The organism is Streptomyces sp. NPDC048565 (assembly GCF_040650935.1).
Taxonomy (GTDB): Bacteria; Actinomycetota; Actinomycetes; order Streptomycetales; family Streptomycetaceae; genus Streptomyces.
This window is the reverse complement of sequence record NZ_JBEZIH010000002.1, coordinates 330293-344232: the sequence shown is the minus strand read 5'-3', so window position 1 is coordinate 344232 and position 13940 is coordinate 330293. Positions and strand designations below refer to the sequence as shown.

At 67.9% G+C, this 13940-nt stretch carries 12 protein-coding genes; 3 read left to right on the top strand and 9 right to left on the bottom strand.

The genetic code is table 11. From position 1 onward, the window contains the following. Positions 1-173: 173 nt before the first annotated feature. The 3 genes from AB0C75_RS03850 to AB0C75_RS03840 form a co-directional block, all read right to left on the bottom strand. Positions 174-1130, bottom strand: coding sequence for a BsuBI/PstI family type II restriction endonuclease (locus AB0C75_RS03850; RefSeq protein WP_362886750.1), 957 nt, complete (start codon positions 1128-1130; stop codon positions 174-176). Further along, the gene (locus tag AB0C75_RS03845; RefSeq protein WP_362886748.1) at positions 1127-2587 is read right to left on the bottom strand and encodes an N-6 DNA methylase; all 1461 of its coding nucleotides are present in this window, start codon (positions 2585-2587) and stop codon (positions 1127-1129) included. The genes AB0C75_RS03850 and AB0C75_RS03845 overlap by 4 nt, the downstream gene beginning before the upstream one ends. A 395-nt stretch (positions 2588-2982) precedes the next feature. Further along, a complete protein-coding gene (locus AB0C75_RS03840) occupies positions 2983-4200 on the bottom strand; it encodes a hypothetical protein (RefSeq protein ID WP_362886746.1) in 1218 nt (405 codons plus the stop codon). On the opposite strand from AB0C75_RS03840, the gene AB0C75_RS03835 reads away from it, so the two are divergent. Then, positions 4199-6937, top strand: a complete 2739-nt coding sequence (locus tag AB0C75_RS03835; protein WP_362886744.1) for an SIR2 family protein — start codon at positions 4199-4201, stop codon at positions 6935-6937. The genes AB0C75_RS03840 and AB0C75_RS03835 overlap by 2 nt on opposite strands. 337 nt (positions 6938-7274) lie before the next feature. Next, a complete protein-coding gene (locus AB0C75_RS03830) occupies positions 7275-8624 on the top strand; it encodes a histidine kinase (protein WP_362886743.1) in 1350 nt (449 codons plus the stop codon). Positions 8625-8692: 68 nt separating this feature from the next. Here AB0C75_RS03830 and AB0C75_RS03825 read toward each other — a convergent pair whose 3' ends face one another. Then, positions 8693-9337: a response regulator transcription factor gene (locus AB0C75_RS03825; protein WP_362886741.1), complete on the bottom strand. Its 645-nt coding sequence runs from the start codon at positions 9335-9337 to the stop codon at positions 8693-8695. 309 nt (positions 9338-9646) lie between these two features. Between AB0C75_RS03825 and AB0C75_RS03820 the strand changes: the two genes are divergently transcribed. Then, positions 9647-10414: a serine protease gene (locus AB0C75_RS03820; protein WP_362886739.1), complete on the top strand. Its 768-nt coding sequence runs from the start codon at positions 9647-9649 to the stop codon at positions 10412-10414. Between the two features lie 51 nt (positions 10415-10465). On the opposite strand, the gene AB0C75_RS03815 is transcribed toward AB0C75_RS03820, so the two are convergent. From AB0C75_RS03815 to AB0C75_RS03795, 5 genes are all read right to left on the bottom strand, one after another. Next, entirely contained in the window at positions 10466-10834 is a 369-nt protein-coding gene (locus tag AB0C75_RS03815) for a metalloregulator ArsR/SmtB family transcription factor (protein WP_362886738.1), read from the bottom strand. A gap of 199 nt (positions 10835-11033) precedes the next feature. Further along, on the bottom strand, positions 11034-11399 hold the full coding sequence (locus AB0C75_RS03810; RefSeq protein WP_362886736.1) for a zinc ribbon domain-containing protein YjdM: 366 nt from the start codon (positions 11397-11399) through the stop codon (positions 11034-11036). Then, a complete protein-coding gene (locus AB0C75_RS03805; RefSeq protein WP_362886734.1) occupies positions 11389-11853 on the bottom strand; it encodes an ATP-binding protein in 465 nt (154 codons plus the stop codon). The genes AB0C75_RS03810 and AB0C75_RS03805 overlap by 11 nt, the downstream gene beginning before the upstream one ends. Then, entirely contained in the window at positions 11850-13565 is a 1716-nt protein-coding gene (locus AB0C75_RS03800) for a SulP family inorganic anion transporter (RefSeq protein WP_362886732.1), read from the bottom strand. Before AB0C75_RS03800 ends, AB0C75_RS03805 begins: the two co-directional genes overlap by 4 nt. Further along, positions 13562-13903: a metalloregulator ArsR/SmtB family transcription factor gene (locus AB0C75_RS03795; RefSeq protein ID WP_362886938.1), complete on the bottom strand. Its 342-nt coding sequence runs from the start codon at positions 13901-13903 to the stop codon at positions 13562-13564. Before AB0C75_RS03795 ends, AB0C75_RS03800 begins: the two co-directional genes overlap by 4 nt. Positions 13904-13940: the final 37 nt, after the last annotated feature.

Genomic DNA, 13940 nt, shown 5'->3' with positions numbered 1-13940 from the left:
GGCTGCATTTCGACGAGACACAGGTACCACCATGGCAACAGGAAGGCAGCCGCGCAGCTACTTCTCGTAAGACAGCTCCGGCAGCCACGTCCGTCGGGCCGTCCGCGGGTTACACCGGACTAGTCACTACCGCGACCCGGGGCTCGCCCAATCAGAGCGCAAGCTGAAAAGGCTCACTCATAGGGGCCGAGGAACCGTGAGCCGTTCAGGTGGATCAGGTGGTCAGGCGCGTCAGCCACCCAGGCTTCGGTCTCCCAGGCCAGGTCGGCCAGCCACTTGCGCATCGTGGCGCGGTCCGGGAAGCAGTTCACGAACACCAGCCCTGCCTTGTCCGTCGCGAAGAGCTTCTTCAGGTGCTGACGCCGTCCGAAGTCGATCGGTCCGTGAGAAGTGACGGCCTCCATCAGGAAGAGCCAACCGCGCTGCTCGTCGTAGACCACGAGGTCCGGGTTCTTGCCGTGCTCGTCGAAGGTCAGTCCGAGACGTGCGAGGACGTCGTCTTTGCGGATGTCGTAGCGGTGATCCTTGGCGTCCCCCAGGTAGAGCACCTGCCCGCCAGGGGCGAAGCGAGGGCAAAACTCCTCGACCATGTCCCGGATCAGGGGGTTTTGGCCACCGGGAGAGAGGCGGAACGGAGACCCATCGGGCAGCGTGACCGGGAGCATCTGCATGTCGCGGGTGGCCTTGTACGCAGCCTGCTGGGTGGGAGCTTCGGCTATCCAGGCGTCGAGGGCGTCCTGGAACCCCGGGGTGCCGAAGAGACGCACTACTGACAGAGCAGCCGGAGTGATCCGATAGTTGTTCTTTGAGGAGTTGACCGCGCGCCCTTCGGGAGCGTCGGAGTTGTGCTCAGCGAAACCCGCGTCGACGAACTGGTGGAGCGTCTGCTTGCGAAAGGTCTCGCGCGAGTTCGGGGCGTACCCCTTGCCCCACTTGTTCGCGATGACGCCCATGACTTCTGTGACGCCGAGGCGCGGGTTGGTCGCCACGTCCCACGGCTCGCCGGGCTCTAGGCCGAGCAGCACGAGGGCTGTCAGGGCGGACCTGTCATTGCAGCGAACCTTGTCGAAGCGGAAGGCTTCCAGGAGGGCGCTGGCGTTGTCGACGGATGCTCGTAAAGTGCTGGTCACTCTGCGGAGCCTACGACAGCGGGGAACAAGTCAGCCACGAGGGCGTCGAGCTTCGACTGCTCCGGGAGCCATTCCGGCGCGCTCTGCGCCAGGCGCACCAAGTCGTCACGGGAGGGGAAGGGGAGCGTCTTGACGTCCCCGGCATTGACCTGGGTGTGCCCGGAGAAGGTGCGAAAGATCGCGTCGAGTGTCGAGGAGTTCAGCCAGAGCATCAACCCGTGCGCAAGCTGAGGCTCGATAGGCCCCTTCTTCTCGTGCAGATAGTTGGTCTTATTGTCCAGGGCAATCGGGCCGTCGTGCTTCCAGACGCCCGCGACCACGCGCCGCCTCTCCTCCTTCGCGGAGAAACGCTTGATGACGACGTAGTGCCCTTCGGGAAGGAGTAGTTTGCGTGCGGCCTCGGTACTGGGGAAGAAGCCCTGCGGCTTCTTCGCAGTGCGCTGTGGCCACTCGACCACTCCGCCGCGCACGTTGGCCTGGTAGACCATCGGCACGACACCGTCGGCGCCGAAGTCTTCGGTCAAGTGCTCGCGGTTGCGGAAGTCCACGACCTTGCCCGTGCTGACGCCCAAGCCCAGGTCAGCCAAGGTGAACGCGACGGCCGGCGGCACAACAGCGGAGTCATCGAAACGGACGAACCGCTCGCGGTCCCCGGGCAGGACCACGGCGTCGAACAGGATGGTGCGGCGCAGCGGGGCGTCGCCGTGCGCGATCGACGCTGACAGGACGACCTGGGGCTGCTGATCGCCCCGTGTGCCAGCCACGATGACGTTTTCCTGGAGGACGCCGGTGTCGGCGAAGACTGTGTTACGGCTCTCGAAGACGTGTAGGAGATCGAGGCTGGTGCGATCGAGCATCCACTGACGAAAGGCGCGGTGGTAGGTGCCGTTGGCCCAGGAGCGGGGCACGATGATCGAGATCTGGCCGCCGGGGGCGAGGGCGGCTGCGGCCCTGGCCCAGAAGGCCGTGTAGATGTTGCTGGTATCGACCAGGTGGTGCGCAGTGCGCGTCCGATGCAGGCTGCCTGCGGCGAGCTTTCCATAGGGCGGGTTGGCGACGACGAGGTCAAACGGCCCGTCGATGAGTGCGTCATCGTCGGTTAGGTAGTCGCCCTGCACGAGGTCGAACGTGATGCCGTAAGTTGCCTTGCACTCCTCGAGCGTGGCGCGCAGGTACGGAATGACTTGCGGGTCGATCTCCACTGCAACGACATGTACGTGCAGGTCAGGGCGTGCTTCGTACAGTCGGGTCACCAGTGCGGCGGTCAGCGAGCCGGCCCCAGCACCGGGGTCCAGAACACGCACGGTATTACTCAGCGCGTCCAGGCGAGGCATCGAGGCGATCAGGTCGGCAGCTGGTGCAGGAGTGAAGTACTGCCCCAGGGCGGCCTGGGAATCAGACGCAAGGACACTGAGCGCCTCCACCCGCCGTGCCTCGGTGTTCTCGATCAATTTCACGTCCGCGATCCTCTCACGGGGTACCTCCGTGAGGTCATTGGTAGAGATATGCACTATAAGTGCACCACCTCGTGGCAACGTCAGGCGGCAGGTAATGAAGGGCGAGGTGGGCCCAGGGCTCCCCAGGACCGTGTGTCATGCGCTGATCACCCACGTCGTCACCGACAGCACCCCCGGGCTGCCGGCAGACGCTCAGAGCGCCTGGACGACGGTGGTCCCTCCGGTGTTCGGCTCTGCCGCAGGATGCGTGTCAGGCAGGCGACTACGCGACGGCGTCCACGCGGCGCGCGGGCCGCAGCGAGTCGCGCGTTTCAACGGGCCGGGCTGACGGCCTCGGCTTCCGGTCCCTGCCGAACGAAGCACCGGAGACTCTGCTTCCAGGGCGATAAGCGCCTTCAGACTCCAGTCGAGAGTTCGGGACGCGCGTCAAGGGCGGTCCGGCAGAGAGCCTCTTGCACGTCCGTATACGCCAGCAGATATAGCATCCGGATGCAAGACGCCGGATGAGCTTCGAAGTAGCTCACGGTAGCTGCCAGCAGGGTATCCACGGTGTGCTGTAGATCACTGTTACCCCCGCCGGTCCCCAGCAGCGGAAGAACGACCGAGCGCAGTGGCTCCCCAGTCTCGGCAAGCCGGTCAACCTCAGAGAGAATGTTGCGGGCGCACCGCGCAAGGTCCATCACCTGGCGGTAGCCAGATCCGGGTTCCCCCTCGACCGCTGCAACATGCATGATCTTCCGAACCTGATGACTATCCATCAGCTCGCCAGGCCCAGTGACCAGCACCTGGCCCGCTGACACGTGCTGTCGGCCAGCCATCCGCTCGACAAGTTCTCCGGCGATGATGTCGTCAACCAGATGTCCGGCGTCGTCCCGACGACCCCCGTGATAGCGGATCGCAGCGGAAACGGTCGGCTCATCAACGCGGGACATCTCCATGCGGGTGTTCTCTGGGTTGACCCACACGTCGACACCAAGCACATTCGCAAGATTTCCCGTCACCACACCGATTCGGTGCCGCCTGCTGCCACGTAGGGGGAGGTCATACCGGGTGGACTGAGCGAGCGGGCGAGGGGCCTCTCCCGTGGAGCGTTCACCCACCAACTGCCGGCGCAGAGAGGAGTTCTCGCGCCAAGCCTTCTTCAACTGAGCGTTCACCTCGTCCCGTCGGCGGGTCTTGGCAAGCCAAGTGAAGGAAATCAGCATGAAGAACGCGGCGAATCCTGCCGCGCCGCTGAGGCCGAACCCCAACGCCCTGCCATCCGTGAGCGAATCCGGGAAGACCGAGAACAGGAACAGCGCCGCGGCGAGCGAATACAGCAGAACGGAAGGAAGCTGGAGGGCGTACTGCCGCTCGGCCCTACTCGGCGCGGACGACCAGATCTGCAGGGCGATGCCAGCGACGGTGAGGATCGCCGTGATGGCGAGCTGCAACGGATTCAATGGTGGCATCCCCTCTGCCTCGGACCCGACACGGGCCCGATCATAAGTGTCGCTGGCCGCGAAGTGATCGGTGAACCAGAGCCATTTGGAGGTGGCTTGAAACGTTCGCGTGGCCAGGGAGGGCAACGGGAGGTGCGCACCTCCCCAGCCGCAGTGGTTGGATCGGTTCATGGGTCCTATCGACTTCGGTGACATCACAGACCTCAAGATCCGCCTCCAGTTCCTGGCCGAGGAGGCTGACCGTCGCCTTGTCACGGTCTTCGGTTCGGGGATCAGTAGCGAGGTCCTCCCCAGCGTCCCCCAGCTCACGGAAATCTTCCGGGAGCACGTGCCAAAGCCGGGCCTCGCCAGGTTCGACGCGACTGTCGCCGACGCAACGGACCCCGGCCTCAAATACCAGAGCGCGGCGGCAGTGTTGACCAGGCAGGCCGGTGAGGCCACGGTCATGAGGGCGATCCGGAAGGCTGTGCTCCAAGCGTGCCCCGACGTGCCTGAGACAGACGTGACGGCAGTTGCCAGGGACGAGGAGCGCTGCCGGGAGTACGCCAGGACAGGGAACTGGATCATTCCCCGCGGGTACCAGCGGTTCGCGCAGTTCTTTGCCTCGCTCAGCGGAGGGGCACGGGGCCCGATCATCACCACAAACTTCGACCCGCTGATCGAGATTGCCCTCGGTCAGGTCGGGATTCAAGCCGTCCCCATCCCCATTCCAACCGACACCGTCCCCGCAATGGGGCAGCTGAGCGAAGCCATCGCCCACCCCGTCCTGCACATCCACGGCTACTGGACCGGCCAGGCTACGAGCAACGTACCGACGAGGATTACTTCCGCCCGCCCCGGGCTGGACGATGTGCTGAGGCGGCTGCTCACGAACTCGGTCGTACTGGTGGTGGGCTACAGCGGGTGGCTCGACAGCTTCATGAGGAGCATGCGCAGCCAGGTTCTCGACAATACGGCCGACCTACTGGAGGCCGAGGTCCTCTGGGCAGCGTACGAGACCGATGCCACCGCCGTTACGAGCGGCCCTCTTGGCGACTTCGTGGGTGCTCCGGGCTTCACCCTCTACCTCGGCGTCGACGGGCACGAGCTGTTCACCGACGAGCTGGAGCGGGACGAGACAGAAACCGAAGAGGCCCCTTCTCAGTACGGGTACTCGCGGGTGCCGCGCGTTTTGGCTGACTCGGCCTCGTACCAGCCAGGGGCCTTCGCGGAGGGTAGCCAGCCGGTATGGGCGGACGCCGTGCCGGGCCGCTGGCCCGTGCTCAGCTCAACAGTCTCCCTGGAGCAGATGGTGGTCGAGTGCCTGAGGAACGGCGGTGGCGGCGGTGCGGTGGCCATTGGTCCGCTGGGCGAGGGCAAGTCCCTAGCTCTGCGCCAAGTGGCGCACGCAGTAGCGGGTTCACGGCCGGAGTGGAACGTGCTGTGGCGGGAACCCGGCGCACCGCTGTTGACCAAGGACTGGCTAAACGACGTCCGCGCGACCGGGAAGACCCTGATCTGCGTCGACGAGGCCGACCTGATCATGGACGACATGGTGTCCACGAAGGACGTCTGGGCGGCCGAGGGATCGGGCATCGCCTTTCTGCTCGCCAGTCAAGACCGCCTGTGGTGGCAGGGCGCTGGTTCGACACTGCGACCATGGATCGAGGACGTCGTGTTCCATGGCATCACCAACGACGACGCCAGGAACATTGCGCTGACCTGGCAGAGGCTTGGGCTGCTGCCTGGCGGCAGTCAAGAGATCGACAGCGTCGCGGAACGCCTCGCGGCGTCAGCCGACGCCATGGTCGCCGAGAGCAACACGCTCTTCGGAGCGGTTCTCGACGTCCGGTACGGGGCGGATCTGGGTGCCCGTATGGAGGATCTGGTACGCAAGCTGCACGAGATCAAGCTGACGGACTCCGTGGACCTCGGCGACATCTTCGGGGGCATCTGCGTGATGCAGCACACGCTCGACAAGAACGGCAACCGTGGCAAGGGAGCAAGCAGGTCGGTGATCGCGGCCATGGTGGGCCTCGACCCGGTCTTCGCCGACGGAAAGATCCTTCAAACGCTCGGCCGGGAGGCCGCAGTGACTTTCGCCGGCCACCGTGTCTACTGTCGGCATCCCTCCATCGCTGCAACGGTGGTCGAATACCTGCACCGGGAGGGAACCGCCTCGAAGGTATACGAACTCGTGGGCCAGGCTGGCGGGGAACGCCTAGTGAAGAAGGCTTCAATCCTCGAGGGCTACCGCGATGCCTACAAGCTGTCCCGCTCCCTGTCGGCGCCCGAGTCAGTGTGGGCGGCAAAGGGGGCGGTGCAGGGCACCGGTCGCAAGATCCTTGAGTCGCGAGTGTCCCTGCTGCGGGCCCTCCGTTTGGAACGGAAGCAGAGAGCCGGTGCCTACGCTAGAAATCTGGCGCCTGAGCTTGCGGACTATGACGACTACCACAGGGCGGTCAGGGCGTTCCTCGTGGAGTTCTCGATCTCACTCAGGGACGAAGCGGAGGCCCAGACATCGTCTGGCCTGGCGGCACTTGCGCTGGACGACCAAATCGGCTTCACGCTTGACGAAGACCGGGCGGGCTACGCGCTGGTGAGCCTTGCCAAGTCGGCTGCGGCGCTGAACGCCCAGACCCGTGACGCGGCCACCAAGGACGCCCCCACCCTCTGTTCCATTCTGTTGGAGTACATACGCGGAGAAGCGGATGCTTCAAAGCACCTTGGCCGCTTTCGGCCCACAGCACACCACGAGATGCGGCAACTGTCGACCGTCAAGCTCTGCGGCCAACTGGCAACGATGTTCAATAAAGCTGCCGCGCAGGCACTTCAGGAGACCAAGGTCGATGTGGAGACGCGCGGGGTGCTGTCTTTCGGCACCCTGCGCCGACTGGCTGACCGCTCTCCCCGCCAAACCGGTCGGTGACCCGCGCCCGCCACAAGCGGAGCAGGGCATGGTTGCAGTTCTGGTTGCATCCACCCCCGTCCGGGGCGGTACGGGTAAGCAACCAGACTGCCCTCCGGTGCTGGTCAGAACACTCCTGACCTGAACCGAACCCCCAGGCGAACATTTGGAAAGCGTGTTGGGGGCAACCCCTCACGAGTTCGAATCTCGTATCCTCCGCCATTGCTCTCACCGGGCAATACGTCGAAGGCCCCCGCAGCTTGCTGCGGGGGCCTTCGACGTTGTCCGTTTCCGTCGCCCCGCAGCGGGGCGGACCGTCGCCGGATCTTGGTGCGGCCCCACCTTCTATCCTCGCCAGGTGATAACCACCGGTCGTCCCCGCCTCAAGATCACGCTGCCCAGCCGGGCGCTTCTGCCTTCCGGCGACACGGGCACCGCGCAGAGCCTCGCGAAGCAGCCCGTACCCCGCTCGCCCCTCCTGCCGGCGCGCGCCGTTGACCTGGTGCTGATGGTCATCGCTCTGCTGCTCGCGGTCTTGGACAGCTTCCAGAACCCCTACTCGGGACCGGCCGCTCCCTGGGCGAACCTGCTGCTCGCCGCGGTGAGCGCACTGCCACTGCTCGCACGGCGCCGGGTCCCCGAACTGGCACTCGCCGTCGGACTGCTCGCCAAGGTTCTCCAGGTCTCGATGTTCGCGACGCCTCTCGCCTACTACGCGGAGGGTGCCTACCGCGGCCCGCACAGCCGCCGGACCGTCTGGGCCTCGGCCGGCATCGGGCTTGTGGTCCTCGCGCCCTGGCATGCGGCGACATGGTCCAGCTTGGGGACAGTGGTGGCCTGGTTCGCGGTGAACTTCGTCCTCTCCTGCCTGGTGCCGCTGCTGCTGGGGCTCTACGTGGGCCAACGGCGCGCCGTCGTCGCCGGCCTCGTCGAACGGGCGGAGCGCGCCGAACGAGAGCAGCAGCTCCTCGCCGAGGCCGCGCGGGAGGAGGAGCGCCGGCGCATCGCAAGCGAGATGCACGACGTGGTCTCCCACCAGGTGAGCCTGATCGTCGTACACGCCAACGCGCTCAGCGTCGTCGCCCACGACCCGGAGGTGACGGGTGAGACCGCGCAGATCATCCAGACGGCCGGCCGGCGCGCGCTCACCGAACTCCGCGAGATGCTGGGGCTGCTCAGGAACAGCCCGGCCGGTGGCCCGGACACCGCAACCGGGTCGGGAGCGGAGGCCGAGGCGCACGATCCTGTCGCGTCGGCCGAGCAGCGGCCCGCCCCCGGCTCGGCCGTCGACAAGATCACCGAGCTGGCCGACGGTTCCCGTACCGCCGGGCTGCCTGTCACCGTGCTTGTCGAGGGCCCGCCGCAGCCACTGTCAGACCCGGTCGCGCGTGCCGCGCACCGGGTCGTGCAGGAGGCTCTGACCAACGTGCACAAGCACGCCCCGGGCGCCATGACGCAGATTCACGTCGAGTTCGACCCGCGAACCGTGGGGGTACGGATCATCAACGGCCCGGCCGAGAGGCCCGTCGAGGCGGCCCCCGACGGTGAGCCTCTGCTCCCCAGCGGAGGACACGGGCTGATCGGTCTGGCGGAGCGGGTCCGCCTGGCCGGAGGCACCTTCGGGTCCGGGGCCACAGGTGACGGCGGCTTCCGTATCGACGCCGCGCTCCCCACGTCGGCGCCCGGAGCGCCCGCGACCGTGGCTTGACCCTGCCGGGAATCGTGACGAACCGGCCTGCGGGGCCCGCTCGGTGAGATGGCCGATGAGCCAGGTGTTCAGGTCAGTCCGGCGTCATGGGTGATGAGCGCGACCTGGGTGCGGTTGGCGGCGTCGAGCTTGGTCATGATCCGGCTGACATGGACCTTGACCGTGGACTGGCTCACCAACAGGTCGGTGGCGATCTCGGAGTTGCTGTGGCCCTGGGCGACCGCCACGGCGACCTCCCGCTCGCGGGCGGTCAGTTCCGCCATCCGCGAGCGCGCCTGCGGAGCGGCCGCGCCCGTGGCGAAGACAGCGAGCAGCTTGGTGGTGATGCGCGGTGAGAGCATCGCCTCGCCGCGCGCGAGGACCCGTACCGCGTCGGTCAGTTCGCGCGGCGAGGTGTCCTTGAGCAGGAACCCGGCCGCGCCGTGCTGGAGTGCCGCGTAGACGTATTCGTCGACGTCGAAGGTGGTGAGCACCCCGACGGCGGGAGGATCGGCCAGCGCGGCGAGTTGCCGGGCGACCTCCAGGCCGCCGACGCGGGGCATCTGGATGTCGGTGAGCACCACGTCCGGCCGGTGCTCGGTGACCAGGTCCACTGCCATCGAGCCGTCGCCGCCTTCCGCGACCACCTCGATGTCCGGCTCCGCGTGGAGGATCATCCGGATGCCCTTGCGGACCAACTCCTCGTCGTCGAGGAGGATCACCTTGACGGTCACTCGGGCCACCTCCTCGTCCGCTCACGGGCACCGGCGTCCGCACACCGTATCCGCCCCCGCGAACTCCCCCGTCGTTCTCGCGATCATCCCGCGGCACGACCCGGCCGGCGTGCCGTACGACTTTCGGGCAGCCCATCCCAACGGGGAGGGTGACGCGCCGAGGGCACCGGCCGGGACAGGATCGACGGTGTCGGGGCCGGCCGGGCCGGATGCGGATCTCCGGACGGGGCTTCCCCACATCGGTTCCGTCCGGCGCCGCTCCTGCGCTTCACCGGTGACCGAATCCTTGAACGAGACACAGGAGGACAGATGGCCAGGACGATCAAGCGCGGCAAGGCGGCGTTGTTCGCAGCGGCGGGGACGATCGCGCTCACCATGACGATGACGCCGTCGGCATCGGCGATCATCGGGGGACACGACGCCACGTCACCGTACCCATTCATGGTGAGCGTGCAGAAGGACGGCCACCACTACTGCGGAGCCTCCCTGATCGAACCGGACTGGATCGTGACCGCCGGGCACTGCACCGTGGGTGTCAAGACCGAGCAGCTTTCCGTACGGGTCGGCGACCTGGATCGTACGAAGGGGGAGAAGGCGAAGGTCACCAAGGTCATCGCACACCCGGACTTCTCCTACGAGCCGTTCCACGACGACGTGGCCGTCATGAAGCTGGACCACCCCGTGGACGCGAAGCCCATCAAGGTGGCCGCCAAATCCGTGCGGACGGGTTCCGACACTCGGATCCTCGGCTGGGGAATGACCTGCGAGGACGGCAGCGAGTGCCCGGACCTCCCGGTCCGTCTGCAGGAACTCGACACCAGGATCGTCCCCGACGACCGGTGCAGCGAGGACTACGACGCGGACAACGAGCTGTGCACCGACAGCCCCACCAAGAACGCGCAGGCGTGCATCCTCGACTCCGGCGGGCCGCAGATCAAGGGCCGTCCCGGGCGGTGGGAACTGATCGGGGCGACCAGCCGCGACGGCGACGCCGATCCGGCGTGTGCCACCGGTCCCGGCATCTACACCGACCTGACGGCCCACCGCACATGGCTCAAGCGGGTCACCGCGAAGTGATCGGTCTCGCCCGTCGTGCGAGCAGCGCCGTCGGGCCGCACCACCACGTCCTCACCGGGACGTCGGCCTGCGCCGCCGGGGCGCGGCGTCGGGTTCGGCGGCCTGGAGATCGGCCAGCAGCTCGGCCTGGCCCGTCAGCACGCCGGACAGGATGGTTCGCGCCACCCGCAGCAGCTCCGCAACTCGCGGGTCGGTCAGCGAGTAGTGGACGGCGGAGCCCTCGCGACGCGGGACGACCAGGTTGGCCCGGCGCAGGACGGCCAGCTGCTGGGAGAGGTGGGCCGCTTCGACGCCGATCTCGGACAGCATCTCGGAGACCGCGTACTCGCGCCGGCTGAGGAGTTCCAGCACACGAACACGCACCGGGTGGCCGAGGGTTTTGAAGAACTCCGCTTTCAGTTGGTACAACGGCGCGCTCATCGACCTGGCCCCGCCCCGCCCCCGGCCGCCGACCGGCCGGCGGGCCGGACCGTCGCCGTCGCCGTCGCCGTCGCCGTCGTGCGAGCACCGTGCACCGCGTCCACCTCAGATCGCTTCACCATGGGGACATCATCGCGCCCCCACGCCGAAGTCGTGGCCTCGGGAAGCGACGGGCCGAGCGATACCGCAGGGCGCGCTGTCAGGCCTTCTTGACCACGCTGGACTTGAGCTGCATGGGGCCGAACCCGTCGATCCTGCAGTCGATGTCGTGGCCGTCCACACCGTCCACCAGCCGGATGTTGCGTACCTTGGTGCCGGCCTTGATTCCGCTCGGGCTGCCCTTGACCTTCAAGGCCCTGGTCACTGTCACCGAGTCGCCGTCGGCAAGTACGTTACCGACGGCATCCCTGATCGCCCCGTCGTCCCCTGTGCCGCCCAGGGGTCCGGGGGACGCGGGCGGCCACTCATGACCGCACTCGGGACAGACCAGGAGCGCGCCCGCCTCGTTGGTGTACACGCCTGAGCACTCGGGGCACGGCGGCGGAGTCCCGGTCTCATCGCTCATGGTGGTTCCTTCTTTCACGGGGGAGGCTTTCACAGGGGAGGGTGATCCAGATGCTCTTGCCCTTGCCGTCCGCGTCAGCGCGGACGACGGCGGTGCCGCCCAGACCGAGGGTGAGCTCCATGACGGTGCGCAACCCGCCGCCGCTCGCCTCCGTGACCGCCGAGAAGAGCTCGGGCCGGTGGGGGTGCCGGTCGTGCACGGCGAACGCGAACGTGTCAGGACCGGCCGCGTAGATCACGGTCAAGGACGGGGACAGAGCGGCGGCGTGCCGGACGCTGTTGGTGACCAGCTCGGACAGGATCAGCAGCGCCGGATCGACCACAGGGTGGCGTCTGCTGACGCCCCACTCGGTCAGGACCTGTTCGGTGGTCTCACGGGCGATCCGCACCGCGGACCCCATGGCGGGCAGAGTCAGTACGTGCCGCAACGGGAGGACCTCCAGCTGATCGCTCACCGGGGGGCCTCTTCGGTGACGGGCCCGGCGGGGAGGAGTCCGGCCCTGCGCAGGTGGGCGTGGGCTCCGGCGATCGCTTCCGGTGTGGTGGCGTACTCGCGGCCCTCCCGGCGCAGCAGGTCCAGCGCACCGACCGATTCGAGGGCGCGCCGCTGGCCGGGGCGTATCCCGGAGGTCAGTACGGCGATGCCGCGCCGGTGCAGCTTCTCCACGGCGTCCTTGAGCACCAGGGCCCCGGTGGCGTCCATCGTGGTGATCCGCGACATCCGGAGGATCACGACGCGGACGTCGGCGACCTCGGCGAGCTCCAGAAGGAAGCGGTGGGCGCCGGCGAAGAACACCGGCCCGTCGATGCGGTAGGCGACGATGTGCTCGGCCAGCAGCGCGTGTTCCTCCTCGCTGTGCTCGCCCGGCAGATCGGCCTTGAAGTCGACCTGGTCCATCCGGGCCTGGCCGGCGACCGCCCTCAGGGCCAGAGCGCCCGCGACGGCCAGGCCGATGATGACCGCGTAGACGAGGTCGAGGGCCAGTGTGGCGACCGCGGTCAGCACCAGCACGATCGCGTCCGAGCGGGTCGCCCTGACCATCGCTCGCAGTGCGCCGACCTCGACCATGCGGATCGCGGTGGCCAGCAGCACTCCGGCGAGCGCGGCCAGCGGGATCCTGGAGACGAGCGGGGCGGCGGCGAACACGATCACCGCGAGGACGGCTGCGTGGGTCAGGGCGGCGAGGCGGGAGCCCGCGCCGCTACGGACGTTGACGGCCGTACGGGCAATGGCCGCGGTGGCCGGTACGCCGCCGAACAGCGGGGCGGCCAGGTTCGCGATGCCCTGCCCGAAGAGTTCCTTGTCCGGGTCGTGCTTCTGCCCCACTGTCATGCCGTCCGCGACCGTGGCCGACAGGAGTGACTCCAGCGCTGCGAGCGCGGCGACCGCCACGGCCGGGGCAAGGAGCGAGCCCAGCGCGGACAGGTCGAGGAAGCCCAGCGAGGGTGCCGGCAGCCCGGACGGCAGGTCTCCGATCGGTGCGGCCCCGTCCAGGTGGAGGATCTCAGCGGCCAGCGTCGCGGCGACGACGGCGACGATCGAGAACGGGATGGTGGGCCGCCATCGGGCCCCGAGCAGCATGACGAGCGCCACAGCGAGGGCCAGGGTGGCCGCGGTCCAGTTCGGGGTGCGTACGAACTCCCCGACGGCCCGCCAGGTCACCACCAGGACCTTGTCCCCCTCGGGTTTGGCGACCCCGAGGGCGTTGGGGACCTGCTGCAGGCCGATGACGCACGCGATGCCGAGGGTGAAGCCCTCCACCACCGGCGCCGGGATGTACCGCATGTACCGGCCGGCCTTCAGCAGGGCCAGCGCGATCAGCAGCACGCCGGCCAGCAGTCCGACCGTCAGCACCCCGCCAGGACCGTACTCGGCGACGATCGGCACCAGCACCACCGTCATCGCGCCGGTCGGCCCGGATACCTGGAGGTTTGAGCCGCCGAACAGTGCGGCGAGCGCACCGGCGACGACAGCGGTGGCCAGCCCGGCCTCGGCGCCCAGGCCTGAGGAGACTCCGAAGCCGAGCGCGAGCGGCAGCGCCACGATCGCCACGGTGAGGCCGGCGAGCAGGTCACGGCGCGGGTTGCGGGCCATGACGGCGAAGTCGGCACGGGCAGGCAGCAGAGACCGCACCCGGCCCCACGACCGGCCGGACGACCCGCTCATCGCGGCGAGCCCTCGGCTTCCCGCAGCTCCACGAGCAGTTCGTTCTGCCCGGCCAGCATCTCGGTCAGGATCCGGCGGGCCGCCCGCATCAGCTCTGCCACGTCCCCGCCCGCCAGCTGGTACACGACCGTCGCCCCCTCACGCGTGGAGGCGACGATGCCCGAACGGCGGAGCACCGCCAACTGCTGGGAGAGGGCCGAGGGCTCCACCTCGATAGCCGCCAGCAAGTCACGGACCGGCATCGGGCCGTCCTGCAACAGCTCCAGAACCCGTATGCGTACGGGGTGCCCGAGCATCCGGAAGAAGTCGGCCTTGGCCTGATACAGCGGAACCGGCACGGTCACGGACCCCTTTCACCACCCCGACGGCCCGAGG